General features: G+C 60.2%; 18 protein-coding genes and 1 pseudogene. 6 read left to right on the top strand and 13 right to left on the bottom strand.

Features of this window, described 5'->3' with window-relative positions; all coding sequences use genetic code 11:
• The first annotated feature begins 177 nt into the window (after window positions 1-177).
• The 5 genes from C7450_RS27010 to C7450_RS26990 all read left to right on the top strand — a co-directional run bounded on the left by C7450_RS27010 (window position 178) and on the right by C7450_RS26990 (window position 6,564).
• A complete protein-coding gene (locus C7450_RS27010; protein ID WP_110377591.1) occupies window positions 178-1,083 on the top strand; it encodes a LysR substrate-binding domain-containing protein in 906 nt (301 codons plus the stop codon).
• Between the two features lie 336 nt (window positions 1,084-1,419).
• Window positions 1,420-2,502, top strand: coding sequence for a polyamine ABC transporter substrate-binding protein (locus C7450_RS27005; RefSeq protein WP_110377590.1), 1,083 nt, complete (start codon window positions 1,420-1,422; stop codon window positions 2,500-2,502).
• A gap of 72 nt (window positions 2,503-2,574) precedes the next feature.
• Window positions 2,575-3,681: an ABC transporter ATP-binding protein gene (locus tag C7450_RS27000; RefSeq protein ID WP_245450135.1), complete on the top strand. Its 1,107-nt coding sequence runs from the start codon at window positions 2,575-2,577 to the stop codon at window positions 3,679-3,681.
• Window positions 3,681-5,498: an ABC transporter permease subunit gene (locus C7450_RS26995; protein ID WP_110377588.1), complete on the top strand. Its 1,818-nt coding sequence runs from the start codon at window positions 3,681-3,683 to the stop codon at window positions 5,496-5,498. The genes C7450_RS27000 and C7450_RS26995 overlap by 1 nt, the downstream gene beginning before the upstream one ends.
• Window positions 5,499-5,580: 82 nt before the next feature.
• Complete coding sequence (locus C7450_RS26990; RefSeq protein ID WP_110377587.1) at window positions 5,581-6,564, top strand: succinylglutamate desuccinylase/aspartoacylase family protein; 984 nt, start codon at window positions 5,581-5,583, stop codon at window positions 6,562-6,564.
• A 79-nt stretch (window positions 6,565-6,643) separates the two neighbouring features.
• Here C7450_RS26990 and C7450_RS26985 read toward each other — a convergent pair.
• The 6 genes and pseudogenes from C7450_RS26985 to C7450_RS26960 form a co-directional block, all read right to left on the bottom strand.
• A pseudogene (locus tag C7450_RS26985) lies at window positions 6,644-7,267 on the bottom strand (leucine zipper domain-containing protein); the annotation flags it as partial.
• Between the two features lie 82 nt (window positions 7,268-7,349).
• The gene (locus tag C7450_RS26980) at window positions 7,350-8,630 is read right to left on the bottom strand and encodes a TRAP transporter large permease (RefSeq protein ID WP_110377586.1); all 1,281 of its coding nucleotides are present in this window, start codon (window positions 8,628-8,630) and stop codon (window positions 7,350-7,352) included.
• Complete coding sequence (locus C7450_RS26975; protein WP_110377585.1) at window positions 8,627-9,196, bottom strand: TRAP transporter small permease; 570 nt, start codon at window positions 9,194-9,196, stop codon at window positions 8,627-8,629. The genes C7450_RS26980 and C7450_RS26975 overlap by 4 nt, the downstream gene beginning before the upstream one ends.
• A gap of 74 nt (window positions 9,197-9,270) precedes the next feature.
• Entirely contained in the window at window positions 9,271-10,311 is a 1,041-nt protein-coding gene (locus tag C7450_RS26970) for a DctP family TRAP transporter solute-binding subunit (protein ID WP_110377584.1), read from the bottom strand.
• 53 nt (window positions 10,312-10,364) lie between these two features.
• Entirely contained in the window at window positions 10,365-10,871 is a 507-nt protein-coding gene (locus C7450_RS26965) for a fumarylacetoacetate hydrolase family protein (RefSeq protein WP_110377583.1), read from the bottom strand.
• 81 nt (window positions 10,872-10,952) lie between these two features.
• Window positions 10,953-11,858, bottom strand: coding sequence for a dihydrodipicolinate synthase family protein (locus C7450_RS26960; RefSeq protein ID WP_110377582.1), 906 nt, complete (start codon window positions 11,856-11,858; stop codon window positions 10,953-10,955).
• A 208-nt stretch (window positions 11,859-12,066) separates the two neighbouring features.
• On the opposite strand from C7450_RS26960, the gene C7450_RS26955 reads away from it, so the two are divergent.
• Window positions 12,067-12,885, top strand: coding sequence for an IclR family transcriptional regulator (locus C7450_RS26955; protein ID WP_110377581.1), 819 nt, complete (start codon window positions 12,067-12,069; stop codon window positions 12,883-12,885).
• Between the two features lie 73 nt (window positions 12,886-12,958).
• Here the strand turns inward: C7450_RS26955 and C7450_RS26950 are convergent, their stop codons facing one another.
• The 7 genes from C7450_RS26950 to C7450_RS26920 all read right to left on the bottom strand — a co-directional run bounded on the left by C7450_RS26950 (window position 12,959) and on the right by C7450_RS26920 (window position 20,764).
• Entirely contained in the window at window positions 12,959-13,573 is a 615-nt protein-coding gene (locus C7450_RS26950; protein WP_110377580.1) for a dihydroxyacetone kinase subunit L, read from the bottom strand.
• The gene (locus tag C7450_RS26945) at window positions 13,573-14,556 is read right to left on the bottom strand and encodes a dihydroxyacetone kinase subunit DhaK (RefSeq protein ID WP_425351263.1); all 984 of its coding nucleotides are present in this window, start codon (window positions 14,554-14,556) and stop codon (window positions 13,573-13,575) included. Before C7450_RS26945 ends, C7450_RS26950 begins: the two co-directional genes overlap by 1 nt.
• A gap of 68 nt (window positions 14,557-14,624) precedes the next feature.
• Window positions 14,625-15,941, bottom strand: coding sequence for an FAD-binding oxidoreductase (locus tag C7450_RS26940; RefSeq protein WP_245450138.1), 1,317 nt, complete (start codon window positions 15,939-15,941; stop codon window positions 14,625-14,627).
• Window positions 15,942-16,039: 98 nt separating this feature from the next.
• Window positions 16,040-16,792 (bottom strand): ABC transporter ATP-binding protein, encoded by a 753-nt coding sequence (locus C7450_RS26935; RefSeq protein ID WP_245450134.1) that lies wholly within the window; start codon window positions 16,790-16,792, stop codon window positions 16,040-16,042.
• 9 nt (window positions 16,793-16,801) lie between these two features.
• Window positions 16,802-17,926, bottom strand: a complete 1,125-nt coding sequence (locus C7450_RS26930) for an ABC transporter substrate-binding protein (RefSeq protein WP_110377578.1) — start codon at window positions 17,924-17,926, stop codon at window positions 16,802-16,804.
• A 53-nt stretch (window positions 17,927-17,979) separates the two neighbouring features.
• Window positions 17,980-19,878, bottom strand: coding sequence for a branched-chain amino acid ABC transporter ATP-binding protein/permease (locus C7450_RS26925; RefSeq protein ID WP_170147461.1), 1,899 nt, complete (start codon window positions 19,876-19,878; stop codon window positions 17,980-17,982).
• A 13-nt stretch (window positions 19,879-19,891) separates the two neighbouring features.
• Window positions 19,892-20,764, bottom strand: a complete 873-nt coding sequence (locus tag C7450_RS26920) for a branched-chain amino acid ABC transporter permease (RefSeq protein ID WP_110377576.1) — start codon at window positions 20,762-20,764, stop codon at window positions 19,892-19,894.
• Between the last annotated feature and the right edge of the window lie 512 nt (window positions 20,765-21,276).

The raw sequence follows: 21,276 nt of genomic DNA, 5'->3' as shown, positions 1-21,276 counted from the left end.
CGTCGGATGGAAGCGTGATAAGTCCATGGCTCTGGATGGGGCATCACCCGCGGGTTTCTGCTGAACATAAGGAGCGGAAAGACCTCACCTGCCAACGCCGTCCCCCACGCCTTGCCTCGTCCGCCTGGTCGGTGGATTATCCGGCTTGAAGAGCCGAAGCTCGCAGGCGGGTAAAGAATGAATCTGAGGCAGATAGAAATTTTCCAGGCCGTGATGCGCACGGGCAGTATTACGGCTGGTGCCGAACTCCTCAATCTTTCCCAACCAGCTGTGAGCCGCCAAATCGAACGCCTTGAAAAGGTCTCGCGGATAAAGTTGTTCCATCGGGTCGGTCGAGGTCTTCAGCCAACTCCAGAAGGTGTGGCCTTCTATGAGGAGGTCAAGCGCGCTTTCGTTGGGCTCGAAAATCTTCGCCATTTTGCAGACAACATCACCAATTTCAACACCGGCCATCTGCGGATTGCGTCGCTGCCCGCGCTGGGGTTCGGCTTCCTACCGCGCGTAATTACCAGCTTTTCAGAGCTCTATCCGAATGTCGAAGTGTCCCTACAGGTGCGCAGTTCGGGCTTCGTCAGAGGTATCACCTCCACGCAAGAATTCGACCTTGGCTTCCTGCCGGGGCCGCCAAACGATCTCAACCATCATGCAGAACACTTCGCCGGTGTCGATTGCGTCTGCATTCTTCCGGCAGGGCATCCTCTCGCCGCGAAGACTGAAATCGTGCCGGCCGATATCGCCGGTCTCCCGTTTATCAGATTGGTGAAGGACGACGTCACCAGACAACAGGTGGATCATATTCTGGAAAACGCCGGCTTTACCTTGAAGCAACACATTGAGACCCAGTTTGCCGCCACGGTCTGCAGTTTCGTCATAAGCGGCGCTGGCGTTTCTGTCCTAAGCCCGTTTGCTGCGGCCGACTTTGCTGGACATGGGCTCGTCATGCGGCGCTTCAGACCCTTGGTAAGGGCGAGCTACGCAATGGTGATGCCGGTCTTGCGGCCGCCTTCGGCGGTAACGCGCAAGTTCATCGCCGTGCTCGCGGAAGCGCGGAACAAGGCTCTGGCTCAATTCGAAGCGATTTGAGCGGAAAACCTCCACGCGCCGCTTTTCGGCCCCCTCGGGAGCGCCCGTTGCGTGAACTAGTGGAGCGAATTGACATTTGAGCCCCGCCTGACATCAGTTCCAGATCAAATGTCAAATTCAAAAGCTCCACTAGAACCAATAACTTGCTCGTGGTTTTCTTGACTCTGACATTTGCTCCGAGGGTGGTATCCGGGCGGATGCAAATGTCGGAGTCGAACCACTAGGCCTTTCTCACATTACATTTATGCATCAATTGCCCCCATAATTCGATTGGACCCTCCCCGTTGATTGCGCTGAACTTGCTGAGAAAACGCAGAAGCGATAGGGGAACCGATCATGTCCGAGACGACGCAATTGCCGAAGGCGGCCCTCAGCCGCAGGACCTTCTTGACCGTTTCAGGCGGTGCTGTGCTCGCCACGCCGTTCGTCAGGACATCCTCAGCTGCAAGTCGCTCCTTGACCATCCGCGACCCTGGCGGCCCCGTCGGCGAGGCCTATAAGAAGGCGTTCTTCGAGCCGTTCGCCAAGACCGCCGGCGTCGATGTCATCGGCGTTCAGTCGTCCCACGGCCCGACCGGCGAGATCAAGGCGATGGTCGATGCGGGCAATTATGCCTGGGACGGTGCGCTTCTCGACATGAGCGACGTCGATGTCCTGTCAGGCACCAAATATCTCGAAACGGTGGTCGGCGAGGGCGGTCTCGGCCCGAACGCTTCGCAGATTCCGGCAGAGCTCCGCAGCGATCTCCTCATCGGGGCCATGGGCTATGCCACGGTCCTCGCCTACCGCACCGACACGATGGGCAAAAAGCCGCCGCGAAGCTTTGCCGATTTCTGGAACGTTGCTGACGTGCCGGGAGCGCGATCCGTGCGCAAGCATGCCAGCGGAACGCTGGAGCCGGCGCTTCTTGCCGATGGCGTCGCAAAGAATGCACTCTATCCGCTTGATCTGGACCGCGCTTTCCGGAGCCTCGACAGGATCAAGAAGGACGTCGCCGTGTGGTGGACCGGCGGGGCGCAGACCTCGCAGATGCTGAAAACGGGTGAGGTCGATTGCCTGATTACTTGGAACGGTCGCGCCCAAGTGGCCATCGATGACGGTGCGCCGGTCAAGATCGTCTGGAAGGACGCGATGTTCTCCTTCGCCGGTTTCGCCATCCTCAAGGGCGGGCCGAATGTGGAGCTGATGCGCGAGTTCATCGAATTCGCCTCGGCGGCAGAAAACCAGGCAGAGTTCGTTAAGTATTCGACGAGCGGTCCCTGTAATCCAAAGTCCTTCGACCTTATAGAGCCGAAGCTTGCCGACATACTGCCCACCCATCCGAAACACTTTGCCGACATGTTCGTCATGGATGCCGCGTGGTGGGGCGCCAGCAGCGCCAAGGCGCAGGAGCGCTTCGAGACCTGGCTGCTCGGATAACTATGCTCCTTCGCCACGGATGCCGATCGCGAAATTGGCCGCTATCGGTGGAGTGCATGACCCGGCGGGATTTTGACGTTGACCGAATGTAAGAACAAACTGACAATTCGTGGTCTGACCAAAAGATATGGTAGCGCCACCGCGCTGGATCGTGTCGATCTCGATCTCGTGGATGGCGAGTTCCTGACGATGCTCGGCCCTTCCGGCTCGGGCAAGACCACGCTGCTTTGGGCCGTGGCCGGGCTGAACGATCCGGATGGCGGCGAGATCTGGATCGATGGTCGCGACGCGACCCATGTTCCGGCATCGGGCCGCGACATCGGCATGGTATTCCAGAACTATGCGCTGTTTCCGCATATGACCGTCAGGGAGAACATCTCCTTTCCGCTCGAAATGCGGAAAGTGCCGGCAGCGAACCGCCCGCAAGCCATCAGGCGTGCGTTGGAGATGATCAAGCTGGAACATGTCGGTGATCGCTACTGCAGCCAGCTTTCTGGTGGGCAGCAGCAGCGCATCGCCTTGGCGCGCGCATTCGTCGCCAATCCCTCGATCATTCTGATGGACGAACCGCTCGGTGCGCTTGACAAAAAGCTGCGCGACCACCTGCAACTCGAAATCAAGCGGTTGCATGACGAACTGGCCACGACCGTCCTCTATGTCACGCACGATCAGGAAGAAGCCATGGTGATGTCCGACCGCATCTGCCTGATGAATGGCGGCCGGATCGAGCAGATCGGCACGCCCGATGAACTCTACTTCCGGCCCGCGACGCTGTTTGCTGCGGATTTCCTCGGCGAGTCCAACCTGATCTCCGGTCGCATCGTCGGTGAAGATGCGGATCGCCTGGTGCTGGAGTTGCCCGGCATCGGCACCCTGCGCGCGCCGTCGACGACACCGTATGAGCAGGGCGCGGGTATCGTGCACTTCACGCGGCCCGAGTCGCTTTCGATCCTCTCCGGGACGGAAATCAAGGACAATCTGGTCCGCGGTGAGGTAGCGGATGTTGTCGTTTCCGGTGCGCTGACCAAGGTTTTCGTAAGTGTCGGCGACGGTGCGACCTTGCAGGTCTCGCAGTTGACGAGCGTCAGCCAGCGGGTGCGTAAGGGCGAATTGCTGACCATCGGCTGGGACGCCGATGTCGGTCGGGTGTTTGCCGACAATCGGCGGGAGGTGGCGTGATGGCGAGCGCCGATGTCGCCGCCGCCACGACGGCGCCGTCTCCCGCAAGGCCGGGGACGCACAGGCTTCGCTGGCAGACCCTACCGGTCGCCGTATTTCTGCTGGCGCTGTTTGTCGTGCCGGTCGTCACGCTGCTGAGCATCAGCTTCTTCGACAATGACGGCAGTCCGTCGCTCGAACATTATAAGCGGCTGGTCGATGTCCCACTCTATGGCAAGGTGCTGCTGGCGACCATCAAGGTGGCCTTTTTCACGATGCTGTTCTGCATCGTCGGGGCCTATCCGGTGGCCTATCTGCTGGCGACGTCCCGCAAGTCCACGCGCAACTGGCTGATCATTCTCGTGCTGATGCCGTTCTGGACGAGCGTTCTCGTCAGGACCTTCGCCTGGATCGTGCTGCTCGGCCGCAAGGGCGCCGTCAACCAAGTGCTCACGGCTTTCGGCATCACAGATGCGCCGGTGCAAATGATCTACAATTTCACGGGCGTTATGATCGGCATGACCCATGCGCTCATGCCGCTCGCGGTGATGACCATGCTGGCCGTGATGGAGGGGATCGACCCCAACCTGACCAAGGCGGCCGCGACCATGGGCGCCAAGGGCGGCACGCGGTTCTGGCGGATCTATTTCCCCTTGACGATGCCGGGCGTCGCGTCCGCCGCCCTTCTGGTCTTCATCGCCTCACTCGGTTATTTCATCACCCCGGCCTTGCTGGGTGGGCCGCAGGATACGATGATCGTCCAACTGATCATCTTCCAGATCCGCGAAGTCCTGAACTGGCAGTTCGCGGGCGCCATCGGCGTTCTTCTGGTCATCACCTTCATGCTGATCTTCATGATCTACGATCGGGTTTTCGGCCTCTCGGTCATCGGCGGCGCGGCGCGCACGGCCAGTCCGGCTGAAGGGTCCATGATCCGCAACTATGCGGGCCGCGTCGGGACGGCAATAACGTGGGGCCTGGCCCAAATCACCGATGCCGCAATCACCGTCTTCGCGCGCTGGGTGCCGGCCCGCCGGGGGGGTGTAGGCTTCTCGCGCGGCGGTCTCTACCTGGTCTGCGCCCTGATCTTCGCCTTCATCGCGCTCCCTACACTGTTCGTGGTGCCGGTGTCGTTTACCTCGGAGGCGTTCCTGACCTGGCCGCCGAAGCTGTTCTCGCTGCAATGGTATCAGATGGTCTTCGAGTCTCCCGTGTGGCTCGGCGCCGCAACGAGGTCGTTTGTCGTCGCGCTCATAACCGCCAGTGTCGGGATGCTGTTCGCTGTCCCATGTGCCTTCGCGTTGGCCCGGGACAATTTCAGGGGCAAGTCGGCGCTGTTCGGGTTGGTATTCGCACCGCTGATCGTGCCGAACATCTTCATCGCTGTCGGCCTTTTCTTTCTCTTTTCCCGGATCGGCATCGCCGGCACCACACTTGCCGTCGTGCTGGGTCATACGGTGATCGTGATTCCCTATGTCGTCGTGACTGTGCTCGCCGTCGTCAAGGGCTATGACCGCAATCTCGATCATGCGGCCGCGACGATGGGGGCAAGCCGGATGCAGACCTTCCACAGGGTGACGTTTCCGGTCATCCGTTCCGGCATGGTCGCCTCGTTTATGTTCGCCTTCATCATCTCCTTCGATGAATTGACGATTGCGCTTTTCGTTACGGGTGGCCGTGTCACCACCCTGCCCAAACTCATGTATGAGGACGCGCTGCTGGCAGTTAGCCCACGCCTCGCTGCAGTCGCCGCGTTGCTGCTGGTCTCGATGAGCATCGTCATCCTGGCTTCGGAATTGATACGCAGAAAGGGAGGATTCGGCCTTGGCACCAAATGAAACCGTCACTGGGGTCCACGACGCTGCTTCAACGCCTCCTGACGACAGCGGAAAGCGGTCGTCGGGACCAGAAACGCCGATCATGACATCTTTGGATTACGACAAGGACGGCAAGCAGCACGGCTTCCTGCGTCTCTACCATTCCCAGGAAACCAACGGCTATGGCTATATCCCCATTCCCGTGATCTCGATAAAGAACGGCAGGGGGCCGACGGCGCTGCTGATCGGCGGCAATCATGGCAATGAGTATGAAGGTATCGTCGGCATGATGAATCTCGCCCGCGAGATCGAAGCGGAGCAGGTATCGGGTCGTATCATCATTCTCCCCGCCCTCAATTTTCCGGCGGTCATGGCAGGTACGCGTTCCTCCCCCATCGATGGCGGAAACCTCAATCGCTCCTTTCCAGGCGACGCGCTCGGCGGACCGACGCGCATACTCGCGCACTATGTCAGCACTGTTCTGATACCTCTGGCCGATGTCGTGGTCGATCTCCATGCAGGTGGGCGATCCGCGGACTTCATACCCTGCGCGCTTGTCAAGGAAGGACGCAACCCGCGGGAGGCGGAAGGACTTGCGCGTCTGGCCGAATGGTTCGGCGCACCGATCAGTTTCGTCAGCAAAGGAAAGAGCGGCGGCGGCGGCCTTACCTTGTCGGCCGAGTGCATGCGGCGGGGCATCCCATGTTTGACGGCGGAACTCGGAGGTGGAGCGACATTATCACGCCAGGGGCTCGAACTTGCCGTTGAAGGGGTGCGGCGAATTCTGGACCGTGTTGGCATCCTCCCTGCCGCGGCCCAGACGTCACCCGAGACACGTTGGGTGCGGAAGAGCGCCGACAATCGCATTCATGCCCATGAAGCCGGGATATTTGAACCGCGCATCGAGCTCGGTGAATCCGTCTCTGCTGGTCAACTCGCAGGCCTGATCCATTTTCCGGATTTTCCAATGCGCAAGCCCGAGGAGCTGCGTTTCGAGGCGTCCGGCTACGTCCTGTCCCGCCATATACCGGCACTGGTTTCCAGAGGGGACGAATTGTGCACCTTCGTCGAGGACGTGGTCCGCTAAGTCCGTCCTGTGCAAGCAAGGTCTGTGGGGTGAGCCCACATCGGGAGCGGCTGCGAACGACTAAAACCTGGATGTCGTTGCTATGGAGGTTGTCCGCGCGTTTTGAGATGGGAGGCATTCCGCCGAGGGTGGAATGGGGTCTTGAGCTGTTGTCGTTGCCGAGCCATGCGGGCATGGCGGCGGTCCTCTGATCGGAGCTTTCGAAGGGGCTGGCGTAGATCCAATCGCGCAAGGATGTCTGAATGAAGCGTTCTGCCTTTCCGTTTGTGCGGGGCGTGTAGGGCCTGGTGCGCTTGCGGCTGATGCTCCTGGCCGCCAGGGCGGCGCGGAAGACATGGCTCTTGTAGGCCGACCCCTTGTCGGTCATCACCCGCTCGACCTCGACACCGTCGAGACCGGTCGGCCGAGCTGGCGTGCGATGACCGGACCCGACAGGCGACGGCGACGCAGCGCCTCGATCGCGGCCTCAGCCTCACGATCGAGCCGCGAGGGGCTGGAGTGCGGCCGCGACGAACGGTCGACCAGACTGGCCGCGCCCTACGCGCGATAGCGGGCGATCCATTTGCGCGCCGTCGCCAGGCAGACGCCTGCGGCATAGGGGGGCGGCCTGGGCAGCGGCCTGCGCCGTCCGCCCGCCCAGCACCGCCCGGACCAGATGCTCACGACCAAGCGGCGTCAAACGGGCATTCTTGTGAATGTTCATCTGGTCCCTCCGGGAGCTCTGCAGTCTCGCGACCTCAGCTTCCTCGGTCCGGACCGGAAGGAAACCTATTGAGAACTCACATCTAGTGCATAAGGAAGCGAAGTGGCACGAGCACCAGATCGGGGAACAATACCAGCACGAGCATGACGATGATTTCCGCCAAGAGGAATGGGAAAACCCCCTTGAAGGCGTCATCGACCGAGATTCGCGAGACGCTGGCTGCAACGTTCAAAACGGTTCCAACAGGTGGAGTTACCATGCCCAGGGCGTTGTTCATCACGAATAGGATGCCGAAATAGACCGGATTGATACCCGCCTCCCTGATCGCCGGCATCAGCACCGGCGTCAGGATCAGGATGGTCGGCGCCATGTCGAGCGCGGTGCCGACAATGATGACGAGGATCATCAGCACGAACATCAGCAGGATCGGCGTGGCTATGAACGGCTCGAGCATCGCACTGACGTAGCTCGGAATGTCGGCTGCGGTGATAAGCCAAGCCGAGACCATTGCGGCAGCGACGAGAAAGATGACCGACGCCGTGATCTTCGCCGCACGGACGACCAAGCCGTAGAGCTGGTTGATCTTGATTTCCCGGTAGACGAAGAGGCCGGCGATCAGGGCGTAGACGGCCGCAATAACCGCAGCTTCCGTCGGCGTGAAAATGCCCAAGCGAATGCCACCGATCACCACGACCGGAAGAAACAGGCCCACGCCCGCGTCAGCCGTAATCTTGAGCCGCTCCCTGAGCGTCTTCCTGGGAAGCGGCGCGATGTTGTCCCGACGGCAGACGATCGCCCAGGTGATTACGAGCGACAATGCCATAAGCAGGCCAGGGAAAATACCCGCGAGGAAAAGCTGCGTGATCGAGACGCCACCTGCGACGCCGAAGAGCACGAGCGCGATTGCAGGCGGCAGGACCGGTGCGATGACGCCGCCCGCAGCCAGCAGTCCGGTGGAACGACGCACGGAATAGCCGGAGGCGCGCATTGCCGGGACGAGAAGAGCAGCGACCGCGGCCGTATCAGCGATCGCCGAGCCGGACAACGCCGCCAAAACGACGGCCGCTGCGATGCCTGCATAGCCGAGGCCTCCTCGGAAATGGCCGATCCAGGCAAGCGCGGCATTGACGATGCGACGCGAGATGCCGCCGGCATTCATCAGCTCGCCGGCAAACAGGAAGAAGGGAACGGCGAGTAGAGTGAAGCTGTCGGCGCCGCTCAGCATGTTCTGAGCCACGATCTGCGGGCTCCACATATCGATGTTCCACATCATGGCGAGGCCAGACACGATGAGCGCGAAGGCGACAGGCATGCCAAGGGCCATCGCGCCGAGCAAGGCGCCGATAAAGACGACAACGATCATGTGTCCGACTTTCCTGCGGCGGCATCGATACTGTTCAGCGCGGCCTCTTCTTCCGCATCGACGAACAGAGATTGGCGGGGATCGCGCGCACCCGGCAGGAAGGTCGAGACCAGGCTGACGGCTGTGATCACCATCATCGAGATCCCGGAAATGTAGGCGACGCTATAGACGTACTCGAGGGGAACCATCATCACGGGCGAAAGATTGCCCATGTTCACCTCGTGCTGCTCCCACGTCCCCGCAATCAGGAATACGCAACAGACGATGACGAGAACGTCGCTGATCGCCTTGGCGACCTTCGCGCCGTTTAGCGGGAGCATCTTGATCACGGTGTCCATGCCGAGATGACCGTGTTCACGGAGCACGACGACAGCGCCGATGAATGTCATCCATATGAACAGGAAGCGGGAGAGCTCTTCCGACACGAGGATGCCGGAGTTGAAGCCATAGCGCAGCACCACGTTGCCAAACACCGTGATGACCATGCCTGCCATGCAGACGAAAAGGATGAATTCGAGCAGCTTGAAATAGCCGTCGACGATCCGGTTGATCACCGAACTTTGCATGGGAAATCTCCGACAGGAGGAGAATGCCGGCACGGTTGCCCGTCGAGGCAAAGCTGTGCCGGCAGAGCGCTTGCTCAGTTGGAAGCGGCCCGAACCTTTTTCAGTTCTGCAAAATAGAAGTCGGAGAAGTCCCTGCCGAGTTCTGCTGAGAACTTCTCGACAATGGGATTCGTTTTGACGGCAAACCGCTGACGCTCGTCCGGCGAGATTTCGTTGACCCCGACGCCTGCTTCCTGGACTGCCTTCAGCCAGTTGGCCGTCTTGGTCTTGACCAGATCGCGCTTGTAGAGCGTGACTTCAAGCGCAGCTTCGGTGATGAGCTTCTTCTCGTCATCGTTCAGCTTGTTCCAGGAAGGCTTGCCCATGAGCAGGACCACGGAATTGAGGCTGTGATTGGTCAGCGAGAGGTACTTCTGCACTTCGAACAGGCGCATGAAGACGATCTGTGGCAGGGGATTTTCCTGAGCCTCGACGGTACCGGTTTCCAGCGCGGTGTAGATCTCGCTGACCGGCAGCGGCGTCGGATTGGCGCCGAGCGTCTTAAATAGCTCAAGATACATCGGGTTCTGGATCGCGCGGATCTTCAGACCAGCGAAATCCTCCCATTTGGTGATCGGTTTGACCTTGGAGGTGGTTTCGCGGAAACCATTGTTGGTAAAGCCGAGACCGATCCAGCCCTTCTCCGCCATCAGTTCGTTGAACTTGGCCCCGACCGGACCGTCCATAAGCTTGTCGTATTCCTCGCTCGTCTTGAACACATATGGCAGGTCGAGGATCGATACCTGGGGGATCTGGCCCGCCATCGTGACCGGCGAGGTGGTCATGAAGTCCTGCGTGCCAGCCTGGAGGTTCGCCTGCATCTGGATGTCGGTACCAAGTGTCGCCCCCGGGGCGACGGTGATCTTGATCTTGCCGCCACTCTTTTCGCTGACAATTTCCGCGAACTTCTTGAACCCGAGGTAGTCGGGGTGCTGATCACTCTGACTGGTGCCTGCGCGCAGGCGCATTTCGCGGATTTCAGCCTGCGACACCGAAGGCACGGCAAAGAGTGCGGCAACCAGCGTTGACGCGATGACTCCGCTTTTCAGACTGGCAATCGTTCTATTGACGAACATTGTTTCCTCCTCCGTTCATGCGTTGATCGCCGGCGCGAAGCCGGCAATGGTGTTCAAAGCCTTCTGTGTGCCATGACTTGCTGACGCTGCTCACCAAGTCCATCGACGCCAAGGCGCAGGACATCGCCCGCTTTCAGAAAGCGCGGCGGGTCCATCGCCATACCGACACTGTGCGGGGTGCCGGTGGTGATCGCGTCACCGGGCATGAGCTTTATGAACTGCGCGAGATAGGCGAGAATGGTCGCGAAGCCGAAGATCATTGTCGACGTCGTACCAGACTGCATGCGGTCGCCGTTGACCTTCAGCCAGGCGTCGCGGTTCTGCACATCGCGTTCATCTGGCGTGACGAGCCATGGACCAAGAGGTCCGCAGGTGGGGCCGCTCTTGCCCCTGACCCACTGTCCGCCCCTCTCCATCTGGAAGGCGCCCTCTGATCCGTCGTGGCAGATGCAGAAGCCGGCGGTCCTCGACATCGCCTCGCTTTCGTCGATCAGATAGGCGGGTTCGCCCACGATTATAGCAACCTCGGCCTCCCAATCGGTCTTCTCCGAGCCCTTCATGTTTTCCCCCTCCAAAGACACATGAGACCGATTTTCGCCCGAGGCGCCCCGCCAACGCGGCGGGACGTGAAAGGCCAAGCGTCAGATGGCGAAAGCCTTCAGTGCGCCGTCGATCACATTCTTGATCTCGTTCGAAACGGGCTCCATCGGTGCGCGCGGGAGGAAGAAGTCGACACCCTGCCGCGACTGGATGTACTTGGTGCAAGCCGGCAGGTTGTCGTGTCGAACCACGTTCCAGATACCGTTCAGCTTCCAGTGAAGTTTGAGCGCCTCTTCATGATTGCCGCTCTTGACCGCATCATAGAGTTTCACGGTCTGTTTCGGCAGCGCCGAGGTGAGCGCCGAGATCGCGCCGTGAGCGCCCAGGGCGAAGCCCGGATAGAGAAGTGCGTCGATGCCGGTGAGGACGATGTTCTCGCTCTTGGCAGCACCCAGAAGGTCGGAGAGTGACTTGAGGTCGCCCGAACTCTGTTTCATGCCGACGACGCCGGGAACTTCTTCCATGATCCTGAGCATCAGTTCGGCGGACAGGTAGTTCCACGGAATGACGTTATAGATCAGGATCGGAATACCGGTTTCTTCATAGATTTCGCGAAAATGCTTGATGGTCGCTTCGGGGCCTGGCTTGAAGAGATAGTGTACCGGCGTGACTTGGAGCGCGTCCGGCTTCAGGTGAGCGATCTTCTTGGTCCGTTCGATGGCCTCGATCGTCGAGTTGACGATCAGCCCGACGACAAAAGGTACTCGGCCCGCGATCGCCGCGTGGGTGGCTTCCATCGACTCCACGAATTCTTCAGTCGAAAGCGTGTGGCCTTCACCCGTGCTGCCGCCGGCGACGATCCCGTGAACGCCGGAATCGATCATGAAATCGATCTGCTTCCTAATGCCGGACGCAATGAGTCTTCCTTTCTCGTCGAAGGGCATCGTCACGGGCGGCAGAATGCCCCGCAGTTTCGCCTTCAGGGCCAGTTTGCTCTCTTGCTGCATGAAAACCTCTCCTCCTTGATCATGAAACGCCGCATCGGGCCCTGTAATGAATTCCACAATACGGGATGACGTTTCGTATTTGGAACATATTGGGATGAAATTCCGGTGTCAACAAGCGGTGTGGCAAATCCGCCCTCGACAAGCGACATGTTTTCAGGAAAATCGGAACTTGTGTACCGGATGCCGGGATTTATGATAAAGAATGCCTATGGACCCATCTCTCGAAAACCCCAACGAACCGAAGACTGCGAAATCGAATGGTCGCGGTTCCGACGAAAACCTGAAGTCGCTGATGAAGATCATGCGGGTTCTGGAGTGTTTCTCGGTCAACGAGCGTGCGTTGTCGCTTGCAGAGATTTGCGACAAGACAGGTTTCCCACGGAGCACGACGCATCGCTTGATGGCGTCGCTGCGGGAAGTCGGCTTTCTCGACCAGGATCGCGAACGCGATAAATACCGGCTCGGCCTCAAGCTGTTCGAGCTCGGCAACATCGTTCTGATGAACCTCGACCTGCATCGCGAGGCAAGGCCGATCGTCGATTCTCTAAAGCGGATGAGCGGCCAGTCGGTGCATCTGGCGATCTTCGATGGCCTCAGCGCCGTGGTCATTCACCGTGCTGATCCTTCGCCGGACCATGCGCCAATGTCGACCTCGATCGAAAACGCGCCGGTCCATTGCACGAGCGTCGGAAAGGCCATCCTCGCATGGCAGCCGGATGCAGTCATTCAGAAGGTGATCCAAGCCGGTCTGCGCTACTATACGGAGGCGACGATCACGACCGGTCCGGCGCTTCTGGAAGAGATGGAGCTGATCCGCAAGCGCGGCTATGCCATCGACGATGGGGAGCATCAGCCGGGCCTGCGCTGCGTTGGCGCGCCTATCCGAAATCAATCCGGCGAAGTCATCGCCGGGATCAGCGTCAGTGGTCCGAGCTGGCAGATCAACATGTCGGATATCGAGGAACTGTCCAAGATCGTGATCCATCACGCCAACCTGATCGGCCAACGGATCGGCCATCACCCGTGATGCTCCGGAGAAACGCCACGGGAAAGACCACATCCGACTGGACCCGGCCTTTTCTCTCTTTGAATGTGTTGCTTCAGCGGCCGGCGGCAAGCGCGTTGACAAGGCGCACGAAGCCCAGCATGCCGGGATCGTCGATACCGATGCTTTTATCAGCGAACATGCGGGCACGACCGATCTTGCAGGGCTTCCCCTGGAAAGAGATAAGCGCCTGATCGGCGGCGTGAGACGCCTTTGTCGCGATGTGCGCTTGATCATCAACGCCTTGCGTGGCCATGGCGACGGCATGGATGGCGTCAAGCACCGTCTTGTCGCCAAGCGAGGCGCCGCCGCGCTGGATCATGGCCTCAAGAGCCGCCTGCAGAAGGTCGGACAAGTCGCTCCACGGCACGGATGCCATGCCCTTGGTCTTCTTTCCGATTGCAAGCAGCGCGGTCATGAACAGCGTGCCAAGGCTGGAGCCTGTGGTCGCCGCTGCCGCCCGCGCCAGCATCTGCAACGCCCCACCGACATCGGGCGATGTCGAGATGTCCGTCTCGGAGAATTTACCCAGAACACGGCTGAGCATCACGCCCGTATCACCGTCCCCAAGTTGAGAGTCGGCACGGTTCAGCTCCTCTTCCAACGTCGCCATGCGCGTGTTGGCGATTTCGACCGCATTGCGGATGGTGTGAACTGTAATCCCGGTCATCACTTGACCTCCCAGAAAGGACTGCCGGAGGGCGCGCTCAAGAGGTGTTCGAGTTCTTCGTCCAGGAAGCAGAGGCTGATCGAAGCGCCGGCCATTTCCATGGAAGTGGCGTAGTGTCCCACCAGCGGCTGGACGATATCGATCCCTGTTTCCCTCAGCTTGGCGGCTACGCGGCGATACATGATCAGCAGCTCTTCCAGAGGCGTTGCGCCGAGGCTGTTCACAAGCACTGAAACACGGCCGCCGTGGCCGGCCGGGCGCTCTTCGAGAAGACGGGAAAGCATGTCGTCGACGATTTCGTCAGCAGGCTTCAACTTGCTGCGCCACAGCCCCGGCTCACCATGAATACCCATTCCCAACTCGAACTCGTCTGCCGCAATCTCGAAGGTCGGCTTCGCCGACCCTGGCACCTGGCAGGGTGACAGGGCTAGGCCTATCGTCTTCGTCGCTGCAACCGCCTTGGCTGCCGTTGCGGTAACGGCAGAGAGATCCGCGCCTTCCTCGGCCTTTGCTCCGGCGATCTTGTATGCGTAGATTATGCCAGCGACGCCCCGGCGCTTCTTTCCCTCATCCGGCGAAGCGCTGGCGACGTCATCCGTGCCGAGCACGGTTGTGGTTTCGATCTCGCCCTCGAGGAATTCACCAGCCATGTCGAAATTCATGCGGTCGCCGCCGTAATTCCCGTAAAGGCGCAGCACACCCGCACCGCCGTCCGCGATCTTGATCGCATCGATGCAACTCTCGACGTTCGGACCTTCAAAGACGTTGCCGATGGAGCAGCTATCCAGCATCCCCTGCCCAACATAGCCCGTGAACAGCGGCAAGTGGCCGGATCCGCCGCCCGACGTGATGCCAACCTTGCCTTTGCGCGCGCCGCCAGCGCGATGGACGACACGGTTTGCCGAGCCGCCCAGAGCCAGCCGCGGATGAGCGAGTACGAGCCCGGCCAAGACGTCGTCGACATAGGTCGATGCACTGTTCATTATCTTCTTCATCGTCACTCCGTTTCCCGAATAGCGGAACTTGATTCTGCCTTGCCGTGCTCTCGTCGTCAGTCGATCCGGTCGGGAAGCATCTTGCCGGGATTCATGATGTTGTCGGGATCCAGCGCTTGCTTGATCGCCCGCATGACGTCGAGCGCCGCTCCGTGTTCCGCTTCCATGAAACGCCGTTTGTGCAGGCCGATGCCGTGCTCGCCGGTACAAGTCCCGCCATAACGGATCGCGCGTTCGGCCACGCGCACGGCGAGCGCTTCGGCCCGTGCGGTTTCGTCCGGATCGTTCCGATCATGCATGATGCCAAGGTGAAAATTGCCATCGCCGACATGCCCGACAAGCGGGGCAATCAATCCGCTGTCTCGCACATCCTGCTTTGTTTCAGTTATGCAAGCAGCGAACTCCGACAGCGGAACGCAGGCGTCCGTGCCCATGTTGTCCTTGCCGGGGCAGAGCCATTTGGTGGCATGATAGCAGTTATGCCGCGCCTTCCAGAGAAGGGTTCTTTCCTCCGGCCGCTCGGCATGACGGAAATGCCTGCCGTTGAACTCGAGCGCCAGTTTCTGCATGGCGGCGCCGTCCTCGCGTACGCCGGCGGGAGAACCATGGAATTCCATGAACAGGGTTGGTTTCGCCGCAAAGCCTTCAAGTTTCGAATAGCCGATGCAGCCGCGCATCTGCACTTCGTCGAGCAGCTCGATCCGCGCAAGGCGAAGACCGGACTGCAGCGCCGTCGTGACGGTGGCAACCGCGTTCTCGAATGTGTCGAACTGGCATGTTGCGACGAGGACTGCTTCGGGCAAGCCCTGAAGCCTGACCTGGACTTCTGTGATGACGCCGAGCGTGCCCTCGCTGCCCACGTAGAGCCGGGTGAGATCGAGGCCCGCCGACGACTTCCGGGCCCGGCCGCCGGTTCGGATGATTACGCCCGACGGCGTCACGACCGTGAGACCAAGCACGTTTTCGCGGATGGTGCCGTAGCGGACGGCATTGGTGCCGGATGCACGGGTGGCCGCCATCCCGCCGATCGTGGCATCCGCGCCCGGATCAACGCTGAAGAAAAGGCCCTGGGTTCGTAGGTGGGCGTTGAGTTGCTCGCGCGTTACGCCGGCCTCGACCCGGCAGTCGAGCGCCTCGACCGACACGTCCAATATGCGATTCATGCGCATCATGTTCAGGCTCACGCCGCCGCGTACCGCGGCGACATGGCCTTCGAGCGACGACCCCGCACCGAAGGGAACAACGGGAACGCCGTGTCTACGGCAGAGCTTGACCAAATCGGCGACGTCGTCGGCCGTTTCTGCGAAGACAACCGCATCCGGCATGCCCTGAAACGAATAGCCTTCGCCGTGGCTATGCTGTTCGCGAAGCACCAACGAGAAAGACGCCCTGTCTCCAAACAGGTTGGAAAGCTCGTCCCTGAAGGTTTGGGTGACGGGGGGGTGATCCAATGGACTGCCTGCCGCTTTCGTTATGCGCCGAGATAGGTTTGGCGCACGTAATCGTTCTCGATCAGGTCGTCCGCATCGCCCGAAAGCGCGACCCGGCCATTTTCGAGGACATATCCCTGGTCGGCGACGGAAAGCGCTGCGTAGGCGTTCTGCTCGACGATCAGCACAGTACGTCCCATATCGGCGATGCGACGGATGTCCTCGAACATTTCCGTGGTGAGTTTCGGCGACAGGCCCATGGAGGGCTCGTCAAGGAGAAGCACACGCGGCCGCGCCATCAGACCGCGCCCGATCGCCAGCATCTGCTGTTCGCCTCCGGACAGGAGGCCGCCCAGCGAATTCGCCTTCTTCGCCAAGACCGGAAAAAGGCTCAGAACCTCTTCCATCACCCGACGCGTTCCGGCCTTATCGTGGCGTCGGATGTAGGAGCCGACTTCCAGATTTTCACGTACTGTCATCGTCGGGAAGATGCGGCGACGCTGCGGGACGCAGGTGATGCCTTTCTTGACGATCGCCTGTATCCCGTCACCACCAATCGATTCACCATCGAGTGTGACGCTTCCGGCAGCAGGCTTCACCCGCCCGATGATGACGTTGAGCGTGGTCGACTTGCCGGCGCCGTTGGCGCCGATGACGGCCACGACCTCCCGCTCTTTCACCTCCAGCGACAGATCGAAGAGAATCTGGGCCTTACCGTAGTAGGAATCGACGTTGCTCAGCTTGAGTATGAACTCGCCGGCTCCCGCCGGCGAGTTTTCCGGGACTGACAGCATGTCTGTTCCTTAGAATTTGACGACCGTCAGCAACGAGGGTTGGCCGTTCTTGATCTCGACAATGTTGGTCTGATGATTGCAATCGCCGTTGGCTTCGCACTTGTAGTGGCCAAGAACCCCTTGCGTATCCATCTTGGCGAACGCCTCGCGCACCTTGACGGCGTCCGTGGTACCTGCGTCGTTGATCGCTTTGGCGGCGAGGATGGCGCCGTCGTAGTAGGTCGCGGCGTAGAGTTCCGGCATCTCGCCGTATTTCTTATGGAACTTCTCGACGAACGCCTTGACGTTCGGGTCGGGGTTGGCCGGCAGGAAGTCTGTCGCGCTCACAACGCCCTCCGCGGTCGGGCCGGCAAGCTCGATGAAGACGGGCTGGCTGAGCGAAGTGCTGCCCGCGAACTTGAACGGCAAGCCGAACTGACGGGTCTGGCGGACGATCAGCGCGGATTCGTTGTCATGCGTCCACATGACGACGAGTTCGGCACCTGCCTTCTGCAGACTTGACAGTTGAGCTGAGAAATCGGCGTCGCCGGCGTTGTGAGTCTCGTTAGCGACCGGCGAAAGGCCCTTTTCCTTGAGAGCCGCCACAACGCGCTCCGCGCCGCCCTTGCCGAAGTCATCATTGATCGAAATGATCCCGATCTTGCTCACCTTCAGGTGGTCGAGCGCGTAGGCAACCACCGCCTTGGCTTGCAGGTTGTCGTTGCCGCGGATGCGGATGACGTAGTTACAGCCCTGGTCCGTGACCGGAACACCGCTGGCGCCGGTGATCGAGATCAGCGAGCCGTTGCAATAGTTCTTCATGGTCGCAAGCTGTGCAACGGAGAAGTGGGGTCCGAGAACGATCGGCACCTTGGCCACTTCCATGAGTTTGGACATCGAGGTGATGGCTGCATTGGGATTGTCGGCCTGGTCATCCTCATATGCAATCGACAGCTTCTTGCCGAGGACACCGCCGTTGGCGTTGATCTCCTCGACCGCCATGTCGACGCCTTCCTTGAAGTACTTGCCAAGCAATGCGCGCGGGCCTGTCAGCGGCGCGGACGCGCCGAGCTTGATCTCGTCGGCGGATGCGGTCGCAACGCTTCCCACCGCAAGGACCCCTGCCAGAAGTGCAGCCTTGATCTTGCCATTCATTGTCAATTTCTCCTCCCATGACGTTGGCTGTTATTGAGCTGAAACGACGCGACTCAGGTCGTCGTTTCGATTGCCTTGAGCCGACGCTTGCGTTCGACCTTTCCTCCCAGATAGGCGTCGACGACCACTGGATCGCGGGCGACGCTTTGGGCGGAGCCTTCTGCGATCTTGTCGCCGAGATTCAGCACCACGATGCGGTCGCACATGCTGACCACCAGCTTGACGCGATGCTCAACCACGAGAATGGTCATGCCTTGATTGCGTAGCTGCTTCAGAATTTCCGCCAGCTCCATGATCAGCCCGCCGCGCAAACCGGCGCCGGGCTCGTCGAGCAGCAGCAGCTTTGGTTTGTTCACGATGGAGCGGGCAAGTTCCACGAGGCGGCTCTGGCCGAAGGACAGATCGCTGGCGCGGCGGTTGGCGAGATGGCGGATGCCCATCAGGTCCAGCGCCTTCAGGGCGTCCTCCCGCGCCATATCCTCGTCCGCGCGGGCCTTGGCCGTTCCTATGGCACCTGTGATGACGTGCGTGTCGCGGGTCGCGGCGTGACAGACCATGACGTTTTCGAGAACCGTCATCGAGTTCCAGACGCGGACGTTCTGGAAGATGCGCGATACGCCAGCCGCGTGGACGTCCCATGCCGGGAGATGCGAGATCACCTTTCCGTCCAGCAAGATCTTGCCCGCAGTCACTCTGACGATCCCCGAGCAAGCGTTGATCATCGTCGATTTGCCAGAGCCGTTGGGCCCGATCAGCCCGAGAATTTCGCCACGACGAATGTCGAAGCGGACATCCTTGAGGGCCCGGATGCCGCCGAATGATTTCGAGACGTTTTCGACCTTGAGAAGCACGTCGCCAGTTGCTTTCGGCGCGTTCACCACTGCCTGTTCACGCTCGCTCCTGAGGCGTACCGCGACGGCCGTGGCGCGTTCGTCCTCTTCTTCGATCGTCGCCGCATTGGACATATCTTCCGCTTTCGCTTGCGCCAGCGCGTTGCCTTCTTCGCCAGGCAGCCAGGGGGCGAGAAGCCAGTCCGCGATGATGCCCAGTCCCCTCGGAACAGTGAGGAGGATGATAACGACCGTGATGCCGAATATGGCCAGATAGTAGGTCTGGAACTCGCGCAGGACTTCCGGGAGACCGACGACGACCAGCGCGCCCAGGAAGGTCCCGCCGATCGACCCAAGCCCGCCGACGACGACCATCAGCAGCATCTTGATGCTCTCGAAAACCAGGAAGTTATTCGGCGAGATGAAGCCGAAGGTGAGCACGAAGACGCCGCCGGCCAGAGCACCGAAGATGCTGCACAAGGCGAACGCCATGACGCGAACGGCACGCGAGTTCACCCCCATGGATTCTGCCGCCAGATCGTCGTCTCGAATCGCGCGCATCTGCCGGCCGAACGACGTCTTGTAGATTCGCAGTGCCAGCGCGTAGACAAGCACGGTCAGAACGAAGAGCGGAATATAATGCTGCTGCGCCAGTCCGCCGCCCATGACCGGTATCTGAAGCGTCGGAATGTCGCGCAGACCGAACGGACCGCCGGTGAGCCAGGATTCGTTCAAAACGATGAGGCGGAAGATCTCGTTGAGACCGAGTGTGGTGATGGCGAGATAGTGCTCTTTGATGCGGGTGCTGATCAGGCCGAGCCCGGCGCCGATGAGCCCGGTGACGACGATCGCGATCGGCAGTGCAAGCCACCAGGGCAGAGAGGTGCCGGTCATGATGAGACCGGAAGTGTAGGCGCCAAGACCCATGAAAGCGGCCTGTCCCAGGACGACCATACCGGTGATGCCGGTGGCGATGGTGACACCCAGCGCGGCTATGGCGTAGATGAAGGCCATGTCGAGAACCTGAAGTGCGTATCCGTTCACGCCGAGAAAGGGCGGAAGCAAGAACGCGACAAGAATTGCTGCCAGGATGATCTTGCGGTTGCGCATCGAGATCTTCATTTGGGGCTCTTTCTCACGCGCGGTCGGCGGAGGCTTCCGGAATAAGGCCCTTTGGCCGTACCAGCAGGAAGACGAGCAGCAGAACGAAGGCGATCGCATCCTTGTAGGGCGCCGAGATCGAGAACGCGGCAAGGTTCTCGCCAAGTCCCAGAATAAGACCGCCGATGATCGCCCCCGGAATGCTTCCGAAGCCGCCGATGATCATGGCGACGAAGCCCTTGAGCCCGACAAGCGTACCGAGTTCAGTGGTGACGAAGAACATCGGGGCGAGAAGAATGCCGCCGATAGCCGACAACACGCTGGCATAGGCGAATGTACCAGCCAGCACGGCATTGACCGGAATGCCCATCAACTGCGCGGTCTCCCGATCTTGCGCCACGGCGCGCATGACTTTGCCGATCATCGTGTAACGCAGCACCAGGTATTGCAGCACCATGACGACGATGACGACCGCGAAGACGAGAAGCTGCTGCTTCGTCACGCTGATTCCGCCGACATTGATTGTTTCGAAGCCGAAGGGGCCGGTGTTGAGAAGCGGCTGTGGACCGTAGATGATGCGGGCCATCTCCTTCAGAAATAGGCCAAAGCCGACGGTTGCGATGATAGCGACGATGGTGCGCTCTTTCTGCAGCCGCGCGAAAACGATGCGAGAAAACGCCGCGCCCAGGGAGGCCATTGCGACGCAGGCAAAAATCGCCGCAAGATAGAAAGGCAGTCCGAGCCGGTTCACGAACGTGGCGACGAAGATAAACGCGGCGAATGTCAGGAATTCGCCTGCCGCGAAATTTACGATGTTCATCGTTCGCCATACGAAGGCGTATCCAAGAGCCACAAGAGCGTAGATCGCTCCCATCGCAAGTCCGCTCGCAACGACTTGACCTAGCATGCAACTCCCTCCGCCGCATGTTTATCCGCATCTGGCAGCCTGATGCGGCAAGTACATCTTTAGGCAAGTCGCAATCCCGTTATGCGGGATTAAATCTCCATTAACATGAATCAGTAGGGGGCGACCTTTATCTTGTCAAGTTGGATCGCGGCGGCCTAGTGTTGAAAACCTCGTTTTTTGGATCTAATATTCCGTATTTCGGGATTTGCTGCGCGATCGAACCGCGGCAGCGAAGGGCAGCGCGAGGAACTCGTTGGGTCGGTCGCTTCTCTCGATCGCCGTTCTGTACGAAGTGCGTCCAGCCGGAGAGTGCCCGTTGATCGTTCGATCGACAGGCGTACTCCCGCCGATGCCGTGCTGCTGGCGGCTCCCTTCGTCGGCGACATGCAAGCGTTCATGGGGGGAAGGGCGAGATCGCAGACCTCACTGGTGCGGGGCGCGGTCAGAATCAAAACTCGAACGCGAGCCTGGCTGATAAGCCGCTGTCGGAGGCGCGCATGGCGTGGATGAAC

The organism is Chelatococcus asaccharovorans, from assembly GCF_003201475.1.
In the GTDB taxonomy this organism is placed as follows: domain Bacteria; phylum Pseudomonadota; class Alphaproteobacteria; order Rhizobiales; family Beijerinckiaceae; genus Chelatococcus; species Chelatococcus asaccharovorans.
This window is presented reverse-complemented; position numbering and strand designations above follow the sequence as displayed.

Excerpts from the sequence above, each read along its gene's own strand:
- C7450_RS26990 (WP_110377587.1), top strand. The coding sequence starts at position 5,581 with ATGACATCTTTGGATTACGACAAGGACGGCAAGCAGCACGGCTTCCTG.
- C7450_RS26995 (WP_110377588.1), top strand. The coding sequence starts at position 3,681 with ATGGCGAGCGCCGATGTCGCCGCCGCCACGACGGCGCCGTCTCCCGCA.
- C7450_RS26970 (WP_110377584.1), bottom strand. The coding sequence starts at position 10,311 with ATGTTCGTCAATAGAACGATTGCCAGTCTGAAAAGCGGAGTCATCGCG.
- C7450_RS26945 (WP_425351263.1), bottom strand. The coding sequence starts at position 14,556 with ATGAACAGTGCATCGACCTATGTCGACGACGTCTTGGCCGGGCTCGTA.
- C7450_RS26955 (WP_110377581.1), top strand. The coding sequence starts at position 12,067 with ATGGACCCATCTCTCGAAAACCCCAACGAACCGAAGACTGCGAAATCG.
- C7450_RS26920 (WP_110377576.1), bottom strand. The coding sequence starts at position 20,764 with ATGCTAGGTCAAGTCGTTGCGAGCGGACTTGCGATGGGAGCGATCTAC.
- C7450_RS27010 (WP_110377591.1), top strand. The coding sequence starts at position 178 with ATGAATCTGAGGCAGATAGAAATTTTCCAGGCCGTGATGCGCACGGGC.
- C7450_RS27005 (WP_110377590.1), top strand. The coding sequence starts at position 1,420 with ATGTCCGAGACGACGCAATTGCCGAAGGCGGCCCTCAGCCGCAGGACC.
- C7450_RS26950 (WP_110377580.1), bottom strand. The coding sequence starts at position 13,573 with ATGACCGGGATTACAGTTCACACCATCCGCAATGCGGTCGAAATCGCC.
- C7450_RS26930 (WP_110377578.1), bottom strand. The coding sequence starts at position 17,926 with ATGAATGGCAAGATCAAGGCTGCACTTCTGGCAGGGGTCCTTGCGGTG.
- C7450_RS26980 (WP_110377586.1), bottom strand. The coding sequence starts at position 8,630 with ATGATCGTTGTCGTCTTTATCGGCGCCTTGCTCGGCGCGATGGCCCTT.
- C7450_RS26960 (WP_110377582.1), bottom strand. The coding sequence starts at position 11,858 with ATGCAGCAAGAGAGCAAACTGGCCCTGAAGGCGAAACTGCGGGGCATT.
- C7450_RS26975 (WP_110377585.1), bottom strand. The coding sequence starts at position 9,196 with ATGCAAAGTTCGGTGATCAACCGGATCGTCGACGGCTATTTCAAGCTG.
- C7450_RS26965 (WP_110377583.1), bottom strand. The coding sequence starts at position 10,871 with ATGAAGGGCTCGGAGAAGACCGATTGGGAGGCCGAGGTTGCTATAATC.
- C7450_RS26935 (WP_245450134.1), bottom strand. The coding sequence starts at position 16,792 with ATGCTGTCAGTCCCGGAAAACTCGCCGGCGGGAGCCGGCGAGTTCATA.
- C7450_RS26925 (WP_170147461.1), bottom strand. The coding sequence starts at position 19,878 with ATGAAGATCTCGATGCGCAACCGCAAGATCATCCTGGCAGCAATTCTT.